General features: G+C 41.3%; 16 protein-coding genes and 1 pseudogene. 4 read left to right on the forward strand and 13 right to left on the reverse strand.

Annotation, left to right across the window (positions count from 1 at the left end; genetic code table 11):
- Positions 1–54: 54 nt before the first annotated feature.
- The 7 genes from H5202_RS08215 to punC form a co-directional block, all read right to left on the reverse strand.
- Positions 55–1590, reverse strand: a complete 1536-nt coding sequence (locus H5202_RS08215) for an MFS transporter (protein WP_182771651.1) — start codon at positions 1588–1590, stop codon at positions 55–57.
- 282 nt (positions 1591–1872) lie between these two features.
- A complete protein-coding gene (locus tag H5202_RS08220) occupies positions 1873–2211 on the reverse strand; it encodes a PBPRA1643 family SWIM/SEC-C metal-binding motif protein (protein ID WP_182771652.1) in 339 nt (112 codons plus the stop codon).
- Between the two features lie 215 nt (positions 2212–2426).
- Complete coding sequence (locus H5202_RS08225; protein WP_182771653.1) at positions 2427–5333, reverse strand: valine--tRNA ligase; 2907 nt, start codon at positions 5331–5333, stop codon at positions 2427–2429.
- Positions 5334–5366: 33 nt separating this feature from the next.
- Positions 5367–5816: a DNA polymerase III subunit chi gene (locus tag H5202_RS08230; protein ID WP_011636391.1), complete on the reverse strand. Its 450-nt coding sequence runs from the start codon at positions 5814–5816 to the stop codon at positions 5367–5369.
- 466 nt (positions 5817–6282) lie between these two features.
- On the reverse strand, positions 6283–6975 hold the full coding sequence (locus H5202_RS08235; RefSeq protein WP_182771654.1) for a hypothetical protein: 693 nt from the start codon (positions 6973–6975) through the stop codon (positions 6283–6285).
- Positions 6976–7207: 232 nt separating this feature from the next.
- Positions 7208–7939, reverse strand: coding sequence for a substrate-binding periplasmic protein (locus tag H5202_RS08240; protein WP_182771655.1), 732 nt, complete (start codon positions 7937–7939; stop codon positions 7208–7210).
- Positions 7940–8190: 251 nt separating this feature from the next.
- Positions 8191–9474, reverse strand: a complete 1284-nt coding sequence (punC, locus tag H5202_RS08245; RefSeq protein WP_182771656.1) for a purine nucleoside transporter PunC — start codon at positions 9472–9474, stop codon at positions 8191–8193.
- 208 nt (positions 9475–9682) lie between these two features.
- On the opposite strand from punC, the gene punR reads away from it, so the two are divergent.
- Positions 9683–10585 (forward strand): DNA-binding transcriptional activator PunR, encoded by a 903-nt coding sequence (gene punR, locus H5202_RS08250; RefSeq protein ID WP_182771657.1) that lies wholly within the window; start codon positions 9683–9685, stop codon positions 10583–10585.
- A gap of 110 nt (positions 10586–10695) precedes the next feature.
- Here punR and pepA read toward each other — a convergent pair whose 3' ends face one another.
- Positions 10696–12204: a leucyl aminopeptidase gene (pepA, locus tag H5202_RS08255; RefSeq protein WP_182771658.1), complete on the reverse strand. Its 1509-nt coding sequence runs from the start codon at positions 12202–12204 to the stop codon at positions 10696–10698.
- Between the two features lie 273 nt (positions 12205–12477).
- Between pepA and lptF the strand changes: the two genes are divergently transcribed.
- Together lptF and lptG are read left to right on the forward strand one after the other, a co-directional pair.
- The gene (gene lptF, locus H5202_RS08260; RefSeq protein ID WP_182771659.1) at positions 12478–13590 is read left to right on the forward strand and encodes an LPS export ABC transporter permease LptF; all 1113 of its coding nucleotides are present in this window, start codon (positions 12478–12480) and stop codon (positions 13588–13590) included.
- Positions 13587–14645: an LPS export ABC transporter permease LptG gene (lptG, locus tag H5202_RS08265; protein WP_182771660.1), complete on the forward strand. Its 1059-nt coding sequence runs from the start codon at positions 13587–13589 to the stop codon at positions 14643–14645. Before lptF ends, lptG begins: the two co-directional genes overlap by 4 nt.
- A 125-nt stretch (positions 14646–14770) precedes the next feature.
- Here lptG and H5202_RS08270 read toward each other — a convergent pair whose 3' ends face one another.
- From H5202_RS08270 to H5202_RS08285, 4 genes and pseudogenes are all read right to left on the reverse strand, one after another.
- The gene (locus H5202_RS08270; RefSeq protein ID WP_182771661.1) at positions 14771–15280 is read right to left on the reverse strand and encodes an RDD family protein; all 510 of its coding nucleotides are present in this window, start codon (positions 15278–15280) and stop codon (positions 14771–14773) included.
- A 27-nt stretch (positions 15281–15307) separates the two neighbouring features.
- Positions 15308–15562, reverse strand: coding sequence for a DUF2960 domain-containing protein (locus tag H5202_RS08275; protein ID WP_182771662.1), 255 nt, complete (start codon positions 15560–15562; stop codon positions 15308–15310).
- A gap of 15 nt (positions 15563–15577) precedes the next feature.
- Positions 15578–15883: pseudogene (locus tag H5202_RS08280) on the reverse strand (DMT family protein).
- A 24-nt stretch (positions 15884–15907) separates the two neighbouring features.
- Positions 15908–16402, reverse strand: a complete 495-nt coding sequence (locus H5202_RS08285) for a GNAT family N-acetyltransferase (RefSeq protein WP_182771663.1) — start codon at positions 16400–16402, stop codon at positions 15908–15910.
- A 115-nt stretch (positions 16403–16517) separates the two neighbouring features.
- Here H5202_RS08285 and H5202_RS08290 point away from each other — a divergent pair, with 115 nt between their 5' ends.
- Positions 16518–17090, forward strand: a complete 573-nt coding sequence (locus tag H5202_RS08290) for a DsrE family protein (protein ID WP_182771664.1) — start codon at positions 16518–16520, stop codon at positions 17088–17090.
- A 17-nt stretch (positions 17091–17107) separates the two neighbouring features.
- Here H5202_RS08290 and H5202_RS08295 read toward each other — a convergent pair.
- Positions 17108–17803 (reverse strand): substrate-binding periplasmic protein (locus tag H5202_RS08295; RefSeq protein ID WP_182771665.1); only part of this gene is annotated, 696 nt, incomplete at its 5' end.

Genomic DNA, 17803 nt, shown 5'->3' on the forward strand with positions numbered 1-17803 from the left:
GCTTCCCTTATATCAAATCGGTACTTTAAGGTAAGTACTCTACAGTCCGCTCAACTAAGCCACTTGTTGGCGCTGCATCCTTAATAGCCATTTCCCATAGATGAAAATACCTACCGCTGAAATAATCCCAATCGCGGCGATAATATACCAAGCCATGCCGATATTGTTGGCTTGATATAAAGCTTGGGTTAATGCCTGTGGTTCTTGCCCTGTTACGCTGACTAAGCGGCTAAATGCTTCTCCTTGAGGGATGTTAGCTATATCGGTTAAGTTCATGCCATGTTCCGATAAGGCTTCACGGGCGATACGCTCTTTTGAAGCATACATGTCATAAAGTTTAGGGCCGAAATAACCTTCCAACGTCCAACCTATGCCTTGAGGAAGCATAACAAAGCCTAAATACATGGCTTTTTTACCTTCAGGTGCAATATTGCCCATAAATTCGTTTTTCTTGGGGCTAATCATCATTTCACCGACAGAGAACATCGCAATAGCCAGTACAATCATCCAAGCCGCATTAAATGCACCGACCAAGGCAATGGCTAAAATACTCAATAAACAGCCAACAAACATGGCTGTGGTAATACGATATTTAGCCGTAAGCGCTGCAACAATAAAGCAAGTGGTCATGATCATCCCTGCATTGAGGTTGAGCATACCCTCTGGCATTACTTTGGTGCCGTCATTGTTCAACCCCAGCCAGAACTGTAATATGCCGTTACTGGTACCTTCTGGGCCAAATAAAGAGGTAACAATGACGCTGGTATCAACCCATTCCGCAATGTGAATAGGCAATACATCAAATAATGAGTTGTATAAAAACCAAAAACCGGCAAACACCAGCATGTAGTAAATCACCACAGGCTTTTTCAGTTCTCTTAAAGCATCTTTCCACAGTGATTCTTGTTGTATTTCACCTGATTTAACTTTACGTGCTCGTTCTAAACGCTCATCTTTACCTGGTTCTTTATAAGCCAATAAGAATAAAAAGTTAAACGAGATAATCGCTGCACAGGCGTAAAACACATTATCCCAAGATAATTGACGCATGTGTACCGCAACCAATGGGCCTAAAAATCCACCAATGTTAACCACCTGGTAAAAAATGCCCCAAGCCATTGAAGTATTATTTCGGTTAGTTGACAGTACTAAGGTGCCTTGAATACCGGGTTTGAACACCCCTGTACCCATGGCTAGCAACATGGCTCCGGCGAGAAAACCCCAGAAGCTGGGGAAGAATGCCATGGTTAAATAACCGCAGATTTTGATAATAGTAGAAACGAAAATGGTTTCTTTGTAACCGACACGGTCAGAAATTCCGCCAGTTAACACAGGTACGAAGGTTTGCAGCAAAGCCCAAACGGATATGATAATACCGTAATCACTTAAATTAATGCCCAGTCCGCCTTCTGAAACAGGCGCTTTGGCGTATAGACCAGCACTGGCTTTGACGCCATAATAGGCAATACGTTCTATTAGCTCCATGCCACCTACGAGCCAAAATATATAGCCTAAACTGGTGATCGCGGCCCACATGCCTAACTGTTTTACTTCACTCAAGTCATTGCCTGAGTGTGAATTAGTGCTCATAAGTCACCCTTTTATTTTATGGTCTGTTTCATTTTTATAACAAAGGCTGACACTTTACCTAAGTTCGTGGTTAATACCAATCCCTATCCATAAGAGATCTGCTCAGAGTGCCACTCACTTGTGAATTTGTGATGTCGTTACATTGGCAAGCCTAGTCTGTTAAGTGTATCCAAAGTCAACGTTAACAATCTCAAGACAATAAAAAAGCGGATCGTAAGATCAGCTTCAATTTTTTATCATTGGCCCGTTAGTGACCAACGAGCCTAACGTTGATATTTTGGTTTAAGCACCGCAACACTTTTTGTACTTTTTACCACTGCCACAAGGGCATGCATCATTGCGGTTAATCTTAGCTTCTGAGGTAACCGCTTTGGGTTTATTCAGCAAACCAGTTAAATCAATAATGTTTTCAGGCTTATCTGCATCAATAGTGATATTGGCAAAGAGCTGTTGTTCAGCAACCATTGCTGCCACTTCATGTTGGCGAGCTTCGGTTTGAACTGACAATATTAACGGTAAAGCTTCCGTGCCTAATTTTGCTGCACGTTTGGTGTTATAACCACTTTCACCATAAGCTGGTTTAGGGGTTCTACGACCTTTAAAAAAGTATTTATCAGACATGGTTTTGACCCATTAGATAGAATGATGATATTGGCCGAAGCTTATACACCAAAAATGTAAGTTGAGATATCAAAGTTTCAATTTTGAACCAAATAAACCTTATATTATTGCCATGGGTCACATCTACAAAGATAAAAAACCAGCGAGTCATTCGCTGGTTTTTAGTGCGCTTTGTAAACCGAAGTAAACCTTAAAGCAACAACTTATGGTTGCCGTTAAATCTTAGCTAATTCAATTTTTTGCTCGTTTAATTTCTCAATGTCACGAGTTAAATCAGCCATTTTAGCGCGTTCTTTATCAATTACCGCAGCAGGAGCTTTAGCCACAAAACCTTGATTAGATAATTTACCTTCAATACGGGCAATCTCTTGGGCAAGTTTTTCTAACTGTTTATCGATACGGGCTATTTCTGCGCCGACATCAATCAAACCTGCCATTGGGATTAATAGTTCCATATTGCCGACTAACTGAGTGCTCGACATTGGTGCCGTTTCACCTTCAGCTAAAATAGTCATCGTTTCAAGTTTGGCCAAACTTGCAAAGAATGTTTGGTTTGACTCAAGACGAATACGATCTTCATAGCTAACACCACGCAGTAACGCATTAAGCGGCTTTGATGGGGCTATATTAAGTTCGGCACGAATATTACGCACAGCTACAATCACTTGCTTAACCCATTCAAGATCGGCCATCGCGGTCGCGTCAACTTGATCGGCTTGATAAGTTGGGAACGGTGCTAGCATGATAGTATCGCCAGTTACACCCGCTAACGGTTTGACTCGTTGCCAAATCGTTTCGGTAATGTATGGCATAAATGGATGCATTAGACGCTGCATTTTTTCAAGTACATTGACTAACGTGTGGCGAGTGCCGCGCATTTGCGCTTCAGTGCCATTTTGCATAACAGGCTTGGTTAATTCTAAATACCAGTCACAGAATTGATTCCAAGTGAACTCATATAAAGTGTTTGCTGCTAAGTCGAAACGGTAAGCTGCCATGTGGTCTTCAACGGTTTTCACGGTTTGGTTAAACAAACCAATGATCCAACGATCGGCTAACGATAATTCCATCACGCCCGGTTTGCCATCAACTAATAGTTGACCACAATCTAAAGGCTCGCCAGCTTCATCGCTATCAGGATCCGTCTGCACTTCAGTGTTCATTAGCACGTAACGTGACGCGTTCCATAACTTGTTACAGAAACTGCGGTAACCATCAAGACGTTTCATGTCCCAGTTGATGTCACGACCGGTTGAAGCCATTGCTGCTAAGGTAAAGCGCAGCGCATCAGTACCATGAGCTTCAATGCCATCGGCAAATTCTTTACGGGTACTTTTCTCAATTTTTGCAGCCAGTTGTGGCTGCATCATGTTGCCAGTACGCTTGGTGACTAACGTTTCAAGCTCGATACCGTCAATCATGTCTAATGGATCAAGTACGTTACCTTTAGACTTTGACATTTTATTACCAGCTTCATCACGGATAAGACCGGTAACGTAAACCGTTTTGAAAGGGACTTGTGGTTTGCCATCTTCATCTTTAATAAAGTGCATGGTCATCATGATCATGCGGGCAACCCAGAAGAAGATGATGTCAAAACCGGTAACCAACACGTCGGTTGGGTGGAAGGTTTTTAAATCTTCTAAATTGTCTGGCCAACCTAAGGTTGAGAATGTCCATAATGCTGAACTGAACCAGGTGTCTAATACGTCGTCGTCTTGACGTAATACCACAGAGTCAGCAAATTTATGTTTAGCGCGGACTTCAGCTTCGTTACGACCAACGTAGACTTTACCGTTTTCGTCGTACCAAGCTGGAATACGATGTCCCCACCATAACTGGCGTGAAATACACCAGTCTTTAATATCGCGCATCCATGAGAAGTACATGTTTTCGTATTGCTGCGGTACAAACTTAATTTCGCCGGTTTCTACCGCTTCAATGGCTGTTTTAGCCATTGACTGCACAGCCACATACCACTGGTCGGTTAGTAATGGTTCAATCACTACACCAGAGCGATCGCCATAAGGTACTTTTAAGCCGTGCGGAGCGACTTTTTCAAGTAGACCTAAGCTGTCAAATTCAGCCACGATAGCATCACGGGCTTTAAAGCGATCTAGGCCAACATAACGCTCTGGCAAGGCGATTTCGACGCCTTTGTTTGGGGTGCCATCAGTGTTAATCACTTCAACAAAACTGCGTACAGCGGCATCTAAGGTGAAGATGTTGTACATAGGCAGTTGATGACGTTTACCGACTTCGTAGTCGTTAAAGTCATGGGCTGGAGTGATTTTTACACAACCGGTACCAAATTCCATATCAACATAATCATCGGCAACAATCGGCACTAAACGGTTAACGATAGGCAATAGAATGAATTTACCAATTAATGACTGATAACGTTCATCATCTGGATGCACGGCTACTGCGCTGTCACCTAACATGGTTTCTGGGCGAGTAGTGGCCACTTCTAGGTAGTCTTTACCGTCGGCTGTTAATGCGCCTTGGGCCAAAGGATAGCGGAAGTGCCACATGTGGCCTTGCTTCTCTTTGTTTTCAACTTCAAGGTCTGAAATGGCTGTGTGTAGCTTTGGGTCCCAGTTAACTAGGCGCTTACCACGATAAATGAGTTCATCATCGTATAGACGAACAAACACTTCTTGAACTGCTTTTGATAAGCCTTCATCCATAGTGAAACGTTCGCGATCCCAATCAACTGATGCGCCCATGCGGCGAAGTTGTTTGGTAATAGTGCCGCCAGACTGTTCTTTCCAGTCCCACACTTTACCGATAAAAGTTTCACGGCCTAAATCATGGCGGGTTTTACCTTCTTCGGCTTCAAGCTTACGCTCAACCAACATTTGAGTCGCAATACCTGCGTGGTCGGTGCCGACTTGCCATAAGGTATTTTTACCTTTCATGCGCTCAAAGCGGGTAAGGGTATCCATGATGGTGTCTTGGAAGGCATGACCCATGTGCAAGCTACCGGTTACATTCGGTGGCGGGATCATGATGCAGTAATTGCCTTTTGATTCATCACCATGCGGCTTGAAGTAACCTTGCTCTTCCCAGTTTTGGTAAAGGGCTTGTTCGATAGACTTTGGGTTGTATGTTTTTTCCATAGGAGCGTTATGTTCTCTATCTAAATTAAGTGTTTATTCAGCTAATGCTTGAGTGCTGGGCGTTATGCCTACATTCTGATATTGACGGTAGCGATTGCGAGCAATGCGCTTGAGTTCGTCATCATTAGCGACAAAATCGATAATATGGGGCAAGTTTACCGCAAAACTGGGCATTTGGTCTGCAAGATTAATCAGAACTTGACGACTTTTATTTGGTCCTAAAGTATCAAAACCAATTTCGACCGGCGCACCTGTGACTGGGCCTTCACCTTTTAAATTGTGTGGAACAAAGGCGTTGGGCTCAAATTGCCACAGTAATTCGTCAATTGCATAAGCTTGCTGTTTGTCTTTGCAGTGAATGTAGACTGTTTTTTGTTGGCGATATTGTTGTTCAGCTAACCTGCAAGCAGCTAAATAGAGCGCATCTAATGCACTCATTTGATTATGATTATCAGGCATAAGGTAAAACAAGGCTTGAGTCATGTGGTGATGCTTTTAACAGGTTAATAAGTTGGGCTCGAGTTTACACTAAAATCGTCTTCGGGTTAATGGCCTCGTGATGCGATATTCATATGATGTTGGAATAGATTAATATCCCTAGCGTTAGTTTAATACTGCTAATTAATCCGAAATATATCGCGATCATAATGGATTTTCTACGCCGTTCAGGCAGCAGTTCTATAATTGTAGGATGGCGGTCTGGCTGTTGAGTAGGGGTTAAACTTGATCGCCACAATAAAAACCAAATGATGGTTAAGTTGTATGGAGTGTTGTTTATAAGGATTTGTTGCTTTCGCCATGGGCTTAACACTAGTAGTCGACTATAAACCTGTTGCTGATTTATGGATAAGCTAAAACGGGTGGTAACACGGTTGTAATAGACATCTATTTTTTGATTATCAATGAAATGTGTTTTGTGTTGTTTGGGTTCAAATCGCATTGGTTTGCCTTAACGGATTAACTCACATGTTACATGGGTTGGACTCATCCCTTTTGTGCACTCTTTTAATGCTCTGCGTTGTGCTTTTAGCATTGAGTCATAGCCATAAGCGTATCCATATCTAAGCTTGCCTATATCGCTAACCGATACCGCTAGGGCTTTATGATTTTTAAAGTCTTTAAATTGAATTAACACGTCAATAAGTTTCTGATCATTTGTCACAAACTGACACGCTTTAGGCTGCGGCGTTTGTTCACAGGCTAATGGGTAATGGTCAAATACAGGGTAGGAAATATCGATACTGTCAAACCCAAAAGACCAAGTGGTTTCTTGAGTCTCAATTGAGATATCCGCAGGAATATGAATTTGCAGTTGTTGGTCGTCAGAATCTTGTTGTCCTAACCAGATTAAGTTGAGTTTATTATCGTTAGGATGACCATTGGCAACGAACACGTCGCCAGCACAATTGTCACACAGTTGCTCGTCAGCTTTTATGATTGATATTTGAGTTGAGTAGCCAGAAGCGCCGCCGCAGCTTCTTTCAAAGATAACAGCCTTGTACATTTTATCTAATGAAAGTGATTCGGTGTAAACGTTATTACCGCACATGGAACTGAGTAGCCAACCCAATAACATAGTCATTAACCCAAAAAGCGCCAACGCGCTGACTATTGAAATGACTATGACTTTCATCGCCTTCATCTGAACATCCCTTTCAGTGAGTTTTATTTCATTAAATTATATATTTATACTTATTTTGGGTTTTATATTAAATTTGTCACTTGCATATAACAAGTTAACGATTGTTTATTGTTAGTCCGTTTGGCTTAGAGAGGATCTTTTGGGGAGATTGCATTACGCATATTGAGTGGGTAACGTAAATCCGATAGGGGAATTGATCTATAGTAGTTGTACGTTAGGCATTAATGCTCCGTTATTGCTTCGCAGTAGCAGTAGCAGTAGCGGTTTCAGTTGGAAAATAATCTTGGTAAATAGTCTGATATTGGCCAGATGATTTTAACTCATCAAATGCTTGCTGCCATAATGCAACAACCTCATCAGTGGTATCATTTGAAAACGCGATATACAAGGTCGAGTCGTACAACTTAATAGGGGTTCGCTCTATTGAGTTGATATCGATACCGGCTGCTTTCGCTAAAAATGGCATAATAAGCTCGCTCATTGGCGCTACATCAACTCGGCCATAGTTGAGCATTTTGAGCGATTGTAGTTGGGATTTATCTGTACTGAGGTTAGTGAAGCCTTGCGAATCCAAAAAGGTGTGATCAGCGTTACCAAACACAACGCCAACGTTGCTAACATGTTTTAAGTCTTCTAGATGTGCTAGTGACAACCCGGAATTACGTTTTTGGTAAAAATAGACTCCGCTGCTGAGAATGGGGCCAACCCATTTCATGCTGACTTCTCTTTCCGGCCTTTTAGCTATAACAAACAACGCAGTGTTTGGTTGTGATTTCAATAACTGGAATGCTCTATTAAAGGGATACATTTGAATGTTGGCGGTTTGCTGGGTATGTTGCATCATCGCTTGAATAATATCGATGGAAAAACCGCTTAAACTGCCATTGTCTTGATAACTAAATGGGGGCAAAGGATGAGTGATAAATCGAACTTGAGGATTATCTTTGGCAAATAGCTTTGTCATTGGCGTTATTGCAACGCAAACACTCAATAAGATTATATAAAATGTTAAAGATAAACATTTCATTTATTGGTTATCCACTATTAATTGCGCTATCAATAGGTTGTGCAGTTTCATTCAATCAATTCCTTCTGATCGTTAATTTGATGGTTAAATTGAACATTAAACTGTTCGATAAATAACCTAACATATGATGAAGTTATAGACAAATATATAACCTCATCATAAGGGCTTATATTATTGCGATACTCCGACTAATGGTCATTTCTAGTTGAGGCTTGAGATAATCTTGCTGGATCAGGAAAGGTAAAATTCTGATGTATTAGTGCCCAAGAATCATGGCTTTTAATTATGTGGCCAACGGCAACCAATACTGAACAGGCCAGTATTCCCCAACCAATGGCGTTATCACCCGCACTTGCCCAAATTGCCACCAGACTTGATGCCCCAAAAGAGATAGTAATCTGCAAAAAGTTTTGTAGTCCTGCAGCTTTGGCCGCGTTATTGCTGAACTCTTGCAGAGCATTATTGACCACAATAGGATAAATCGCGCCATTGCTTCCTGCTAGCAAAGAGAATGCAATGAGTAGTGGCAATATTGTTTCAGTATTGAGGATCACACTGGAAGTAAAAATGGCAGTGACACACAAACCAAACAATATCAGTAAACAGTTTAGGCTGACTTTAGTACCAAATTTGCGGATCAGTAATTTACTTGAGTAGCCACCGACAATAAACATGATGGTTTGGGGAATAAAACTTAAGCCAATTTCTGTCGCGGCATAACCATACGGTTCCATCACTGCAGGCCACAATGTTAAGTAAGCAAAAAAAGCGCCTGAACACGCGCCAAAAATAACCACATTGCCTAAATATCGCGTATTGGAAAGTAGCTGTTTATAGCGGATGTGAGTTTTGCTTTTGTGAACCCGCACTTGTTCTTTAGGCACAAAAAAATACGTCATGGCAATGAGTAATACTGCAATGATACATAAGCTAATAAATACCGCACGCCAACCAAAACTATTCAGTATCATTGCGCCAGCAATGGGCGCTAATGCCGGAGACAATGCCACTAAAGGCATAATATTAGAGAAAATATTTTGAGCTTTATCGGCTGGGTATTGCTCAATCACAATCGCTTGCCAAATAACGGCTGCACTGCAAGCGCCAATCGCTTGGAAGAAACGCGCTATATTCATCATTAGTATACTGTCACTGGTCGCAATTAATGCACTTGCCAGCATAAACAGGCTTAAACCGACAAACAGTGAATTCCGCTTACCTATTTTATGTACTAATGGCCCATACAATAACTGCCCAATAGCTAGGCCGGCCAAAAAACTGGTTAATGATATAGCTACTTCTGAGGTACTTGCATTGAAAGTCCCTTCAATAGATTTGAATGAAGGGAGGTACATGTCGGTAGCAACAAAACCTAACATACTCAGTAAAGCTAAATAAAGCAGAAACAAATAAAATGTTATATTTGTTTGTTTTGTGTTGATTAATATATTGTTATTGTTCAAGTTAGACATATCTTTTTTCGTCAGTTCAATAAAAGTCGCTAGCTTAATGTTTTACTTAATTAGCTGGAAACGTTTATTTTTGACTGCTGCTATCAAAGATATTGATACCATGGTGTAATTACACGATCCGAAGGCTATGGCTTAAGTTCAATATCAGGCCTCGAATATGTTATTCATCTTGTGCTGTTAAGGTACTTTTCTGACGAGTTAAATTGATATGCTTTCACAGCAAGTTTTTGAGCTAATAGACGTTGTCGCCCAAACGGGCAGTTTTACCGCAGCCGCGAAAAAATTGCATAAGGTACCGTCTGCTATAAGTTATTCAGTCAAACAAATTGAAACGGAACTGGGTGTAGTATTATTTATCCGCCATCATCGTAGTGTCAGCTTAACCCCGGCAGGTAAACATTTCGCTGCCAAAGCTCGTCAGTTTCTTAACGATATGGAGTTAATGAAACGTGACACTCAACGAGTGGCTAATGGCTGGAAGCCTATGCTATCTATTGCGCTGGATAATATTTCGCGAACGGATAGCGTTCATGCGTTAATTGCTGATTTTTATAGGCAGTTTCAAGATGTTGAGCTGATTATTCGGATTGAAGTATTTAATGGCGTATGGGAAGCGCTTGCTACAGGAAGAAGTGATATTGCCATTGGTGCGACAACCGCAAATCCCGTCGGTGGGGCATTTAAATTCACTAATATGGGCAATATTGATTGGCTGTTTGTGGTCAGCCCTGATCATCCATTGGCAAATATTATGGGTCCACTTCATGATGATGAGTTACGTGTTTATCCGTCTATTTGTCTTGAAGATACTTCTCGGGATATTCCTAAACGGATTACGTGGTTGTTAAACAATCAACGACGCTTAGTTGTGCCCGACTGGCACAGTGCCATTAACTGTTTTGTCGAAGGCTTAGGGATAGGGTACATGCCAGAACATTTGGCTAGACCGTTAATTGAGTCAGGTAGGTTAGTCTGTAAAACGCTTCTCAGAGTTAAACATCCTAGTCCCTGCTGCTTGGCGTGGAATGATGACCAAATGTCGCCTGCACTGGCTTGGGTATTGGATTATTTAGGCGATGAAGAGCAATTACATCGTCAATGGTTGGCCTAGTATTGATGGTTTTGAAGCTTTGTTTTACAGGCTAATGTATTGACGTCTTCCACAATAAAAAAAGGGTAAAGCCTTAGGCTTTACCCTTTAATATGTGTCAAAGTTAATACTTATTCGCTAATTTCAACACCAGCGCGATTAATTAAGAACTGGCTTAAAATAGGTACCGGACGACCAGTAGAGCCTTTGTTGGCTCCGCTGTTCCAAGCCGTACCTGCGACATCTAAATGTGCCCAGTTGTACTTCTTAGTAAAGCGAGACAAGAAACATGCCGCAGTAATCGAACCCGCTGGACGACCACCTAGGTTAGTCATGTCAGCAAATGGGCTGTCTAGCATGTCTTGATATTCATCCCATAACGGCATGCGCCATGCGCGGTCACCACTTTGCTCACCAGCATTTAACATTTCGTGTGCAAGCGGATTATGCGAACTGAATAAACCTGAAGCATGTTTACCTAGTGCAATAACACAAGCACCCGTTAAAGTAGCAGTATCAATCACTAATTCAGGATCAAAGCGTTCAACGTAAGTTAATACATCACATAATACTAAACGACCTTCGGCATCGGTATTAAGCACTTCAACCGTTTGGCCTGACATGGTAGTTAAAATGTCGCCTGGACGATATGCGTTACCAGCAGGCATGTTTTCACAGCCAGCTAATACACCTATAACGTTGATAGGTAATTTCATTTCACACAATGCTTTCATGGTGCCAATAACACCAGCAGCGCCACCCATGTCATATTTCATTTCATCCATGGCTTCGCCAGGTTTTAATGAAATACCGCCAGAATCAAAGGTTAACCCTTTACCGACAAGGACAATTGGCTTTTCAGTACTGTCAACGGCGCCCTGATATTCCATCACGGTCATGATAGATTCATTGGCACTAGCACGACCCACAGCAAGATAAGAGTTCATGCCCAATTTGGCCATTTGCTCTTCGCCTATCGTCGTGACTTTAAGGTTTTCATACACTTCAGCCATTTGACGCGCTTGAGATGCTAAATACGCAGGGTTACAGATGTTAGGCGGCATGTTGGCCACGTCACGACATAAATGCATACCTGCTGAAACAGCCGTTCCGTGTTCAATTGCACGCTCACCAATAGTTAATTCACGGCGTGTAGGCACGTTGAATACCATTTTACGTAATGGACGACGAGTTTCGCCTTTACGGGTTTTTAATGCATCAAACGAATACAGGCTATTTTGAGTGCTTTCAATGGCCTGTCTGACTTTCCAGTAGGTGTCGCGGCCTTTGACGTGCAGTTCAGTTAAAAAGCATACAGCTTCCATTGAACCGGTTTCATTTAGTGTACTGATTGTTTTTGTGATAATTTGTTTGTATTGGCGCTCGTCTAACTCACGCTCTTTGCCACAACCAACCAGTAAAACTCGTTCGCTTAATACGTTTGGAACATGATGCAATAGCAACATTTGTCCTGGTTTACCTTCAAGGTCACCACGACGAAGTAGGTTACTAATGTAACCTTCACTGATTTTATCCAATTGCTCTGCGATACCAGACAGACGGCGAGGTTCGTATACGCCGACAACGATACAGGCTGAACGTTGCTTTTCGGGGCTGCCGCTCTTTACGCTAAACTCCATGAGCACTCCTAGATTCTTAAAGACAAATTTTTATATTTATTAGATAATGTTTGCATTAGGCCATCTGGCATATAATCAACGAAAAGGTGATAACTGTTTGGGATTATTAACGAAAAAGAGGCGTAATTTGACAGCCAAAATAGATGTTAACCATGACCCCAAAGCACCTTCCGCGCTGGTCAGAAAACTAGCAAAACTGCTGAAAGCAGACAGTTTACATGAAAGTTGCTCTGATACCAGTAAAAAGATAAGTTTAGCCACCGGATCCTACTTGTGATTGTATTTAGATATCTTATTAGTGAAGTTTTAAAAGCACAATTTGCCGTACTTTTGGTGCTGTTAACTATTTTTATTAGTCAACAATTTGTGCGTGTGTTAGCTGATGCATCTGATGGTGAATTCCCCGCTTCGTTAGTGATGACATTATTAGGGCTAAATCTGCCTCAATTAACTGTTTTAGTATTACCGCTGAGCTTCTTTTTAGCGATATTGTTGGCTCATGGGCGAATGTATGCTGAAAATGAGATGGTGGTATTGCATGGCGTCGGCGTGAGTGAATGGTATGTCACTCGAGTCACTTTATTGCTTGCTTTGGCTAATTTAATATTCACGGCATATTTGTCGGTTTATGTCGGACCTCGGGCGGTAGAACGTCAAAATCAGGTATTAGAAAAAGCCCAATCCGAAGCGGGATTAGCAGCATTAACCCAGGGACGTTTTCAAGCTAGCCCAAATGGGCGTGCGGTATTATTTGTTGAGAAAATCAATAAAGACAATTCTTTAGATAAAGTGTTTGTTGCACAACTCCCGGAACCTGGAGACGAAAATGGTCTAACGAATATTGTCGTAGCTAATAAAGGCAGTGTGATTGAAGATAGTATTGGTAACCAACAATTACAACTCGAACAAGGGTTCCGTTATCAGGGCAGCCCTAAGTCACTAGAACTGCAAGTGATTGAGTTCGGCGGCTATAAAATGGAAATAAAAGAACAGGAAGTTGATGAGAGGCGACGAAAATTATCAGCCTTGCCAGTTGATGAATTGTTAGATACTCCAGGACCAGAAGCTGCTGCTGAATTCCAGTGGCGACTGGCTATTCCTATCGCGATTCCATTGTTGACATTAATTGCAGTGCCGTTGGCGCGAGTTAATGTTCGCCAAGGTAAGTTTGCTAAGATGTTTCCCGCTATTTTGCTTTATTTAGGCTATTTTGGATTAATGATTGCGGGCCGAAAAGCACTGCAAGATGAGGTAGTTCCTCAGTTCTTAGGCATGTGGTGGATCCATGGTTTTGCGTTGGTTTTAGGCTTGTTGTTACTTATTAAAGAGCGTCCTTATGGTATGAGATTCTTGGGCTTATTTAAACGTAAGCAGGTGAACGTATGAGAATATTAGACCTTTACATTGCTCGTATGATAGTGAGTACATCAGGTTTGTGTTTACTTATTTTGACTGGATTGTCAGGCATTATTAAGTGGGTTGATCAATTACGCTTAGTTGGGCGTGGTGCTTATACCATGCTGGATGCTTGTATTTATGTGTTGTTTTTAGTGCCCAGAGATATTGAAATGTTTTTCCCAATGGCGGTACTGCTTGGGGCATTAATTGGTATGGGCATGTTGGCATCAAACTCTGAACTAGTGGTGATGCAAGTTTCTGGTATGTCACGCTTACAAATCACCCAGTCAGCGATGAAAACGGCTATTCCACTGATGATTATGGTTATGGCGCTGGGAGAGTGGGGCGCGCCAATAGCAGAAAAAAGCGCAAAAGAGCTTCAAGCGACAAAAATATCGGGTGGCAGTTTGATTAAATCTCATCGTGGTATTTGGGCTAAAGATGGTGACTTATTTGTTAATATTGGTGAGGTTCAAGATGTTAATACTCTGAATAACATCAGTTTATATGAGTTTAATGATCAGAATGAACTCACTAGGGTGACGCATGCCAAAACGGCCGAGTTTATTAATGATGCTTGGCAGTTATCTACGGTTGATAATACTTCGGTAAAAGATGATCGTGTTGTTCGCGCTCACCTCGATACTGATGTTTGGAAGTCTTCATTAACACCAGATAAGCTGAGTGTGGTGTCGGTAAAGCCAGAGGCATTATCCATCAGTGGTTTAATTGACTACTTGGATTATTTAAAGATTAATCAACAAGATCCTAGTCGTTACGAACTGGCTTTATGGCGTAAGGTTATGCAACCAGTAACCGTAGCTGTGATGATGTTAGTCGCATTGTCGTTTGTGTTCGGCCCGTTACGTACGGTGACCATGGGAGCTCGGGTTTTACTTGGTGTAGTAGCTGGATTTGGCTTTTATATTAGCAATGAAATATTTGGCCCGATGAGCATAGTGTATGAGTTACCTGCTGTGGTTGGTGCAATTGCTCCTAGTATTTTATTTACTGGCTTAGCTTTGTATTATATTCGTAAATAAACAATTGATTGTTTATTAGATATTGAAAGTTTAATAAAAATGGCAACCCAAGGGTTGCCATTTTTATTACTTGTTTGATACTTATTTATTCGTTTACAGGTAAGCTAATTTCGCATGTAAACTAATTATGCACCGCGCCAGTTACGCATTTGGTTGGCTTCTACTGACAACACGACAACTTCAGAGCGAGTAATCATGTCTTGTAATGCTAACTTGTCGTCATTGATGATAATCCACAGATTACCAATACCCAATAAAGACCAAATAACTCGAGCGCAAGCAGTGATAAAGCTTAAGTTTTGGCCATTAGGATGTTGAACTTTAAGCCGCCAAGCTCGCATGCCTAAAGTTTGTCCACCTCTGCTCCAAAAAATAGCGTAAAACCCACCAACACAAATGGCTATCCATAGTTGATAAAGGCCATGGTACAGCGGCGTGTTGTTGAGTAAGTCTGACACATGCTCGTATTCACCCATCGCAATAAGCCCTGTGCTATGCAGTCCAAAGAAAAAACCAAAACCTAGAGCACCAGCAAACATATAAACGGCAATAGCCAGCATTGAGTCATACGCCATTGCACCTAAACGTCGAACAAAACTCGCTCGTGGGAAATTAGCATGATCTGAATTCAACATAGAGAGCCCTTACGTAAACCAAAATGATTAAATTTCATCATCTTCACGAACAAATTTGATACTGCTAAAACCAAAACGTGCAAACTCGGTTTTACGAAATTCTTTTTCTGCTTTAGCGCCTTTTTTGGAGGTTAAGGCTATTTGCTTTTCCAAGATTAGAAATTTTTGTAAATCAATCCCTTCAGCTTCTGCTGCTGCTTCATAAAGATCATGATGTACGTCATAGCTAAAGGCGATAGTTTTGGTTTGGCCTTTAAAGGTATAGATCACTTGGCGCGCCATGGAGAACTCCTGAAATTAATGTAATTCGCTTTTAAAAATAAAGAATATGGCACCTAAAAAGCATTACCTAGGCTATAAATAGCCAATCTTTAGGGGACTTTAAGATACCGGACGGCAAAAGGGACAAGTAAACATAAGACGATGACCTCTTGCATAATCTTTAATTGTCCCACGTTCATCACAGTATAACCAAGACGATTCTTAGGAACTTGCAATAAATATTCGAATAAGGCGATCCCCCAACTCACTAAAGCCGCTTCAATCGATAGTTTGCACACCAAAAAAAGTGATGTAGGTATTACTAAGACACAATAAACCTATTGTGACGACCTATGGGGATAGACCTTATGATAAGGATAAATACAGGTAACATGCACCAACAGGATAGCTGTCTAATGACTTTGTCAGTTTTGCTGAGGTGGTATTTGGTGTAAACCCTTGGTGCAGCCAGTAAGTATGTGCACCTTGCACAGCAACGAGTCCAATACCGTTAATCGCCAGTATTTCTGCCTGATTAACGATATAATTAAACAGCTTTTTACCAATGCCCATTCCTTGAGCACTGGGTGAGATCGCCATGTCATGTAAATACCAACTGTCAGCATTAATTTGTCCAAAGATTTCGGTATCCAGTGACGGGGCATCGCCTTTTTGCCAAGGATGAACAAGCGCGTAGGCTAACACATTACCTTGTTGTTCAAACACCACACAACTAGTGGGTGAGGCTTGCCATTTACTTTGCATGACAGATAACGATTCAGGCGTGAGTTCGACATAACATTGTGCTTGGATCGCCATAATGGCGGGCCAGTCTGTAGCAGTAATTGGACGGATTGGCATATCATTTCGTCTTCATAGTATTTAAGTCACAATGATACTCAAAAACAGCCTAAAACTTAAGCGTTAATCTATGCTAGAGTATGCATAAAAAATAGATATAAGGAATATCAATATTATGAAAGTCAGTTTATATTCAATGAGTAAAGGCCTTTTTACATCGACAGTGGTGATGTTAATTGCGGGTTCATCATTTACAGTAATGGCTGGTGTTGAAGCATTTAAATCAGGTCCTGTGATTAAAGATTATGGCAAAGTGGCTGAAGTAAATAGCAGCTTAGTCATACCAGCAGATATGAAGTTTAAAGTCGCTTTTGATTTAGGTAACGCATCTAAACCTGGAGAATTAAACCGTAGTATCGATACCTTGGCGCGCTTTATTAATATGCACGTGGCAGCGGGTGTTAAGCTTGAAGACATTTCAGTTGCGATGGTTGTCCACGGTAAAGCAGCGAATGATATGACGAAGGATCGTTTCTATCAGCAGCTCAATGCAGGACAAAAGAATGTTAACAAAGACTTAATTGCGCAGCTGATTAATAATCGAGTTAGGTTTTATGTGTGTGGTCAAACAGCCGCATATTACGGCATTACACCACAAGACTTATTGCCCGACGTTAACATGGCGTTATCAGCGTTAACTGCACATGCATTATTAGCTCATGGAGGCTACAGCGTAAACCCGTTTTAGCTAATCATCTTGTTGAATTATTGATTAAGTATATCTTGCTTAGTGTATTTGTCGATAATGCTTTGAGTTGTACCATTTTGTTCAAGCTCAGCTATAGCGGCATTAATTTGTGGTAGTAAGGCTACATGCTCTTTACGAAGGCGCATCACTAAGTGGCCTTTTGAATGAATAGCCGCAAGAGTAATTGGGTTGTTGAGTTTTTTAGCCCAATACAATGCCGGTAAATCACCAGAGATAGCTGCATCAACACGATTTTTGTAAAGTGCTTTTATGAGGTCGCGTTCAGAAGTAAAGTCGACTCGAATAAATTCAGCATCATCATGGTACAAGTAACCTCGTACTGTGCCTATTTCTTTACCTTTGATGTTATCTATACTTTGCCAATCGTTGGCTTTTTCTTCTAAGGTAATAATGTTTTCTTGGATAGCGATAATTGGATTTGACTGGACAAAAAGTGTCCCTAATTCTTGATTCGGAAACCAACTAGGACTCACAAAGTCAAAGTCTAATAAGCCAGTATCGAGTGCATAGTTTGTTCTTTTTGGCGGGAAGTTGTGTTTTTCAATTTTAATATTAGCTTTGGCAAGCATTAATGGGACCAGTTCTCCTAATATTCCAGGCTCTTTTGGAGATGCTGTAATGTAATAAGGCACCCAGCTGCTTGAACCGTTGGCATTGTACTTGAGTGCTGTGTCCGCTTGAGCGGTGGAACC

Source organism: Shewanella sp. SG41-4 (assembly GCF_014164505.1).
Classification (GTDB): domain Bacteria; phylum Pseudomonadota; class Gammaproteobacteria; order Enterobacterales; family Shewanellaceae; genus Shewanella.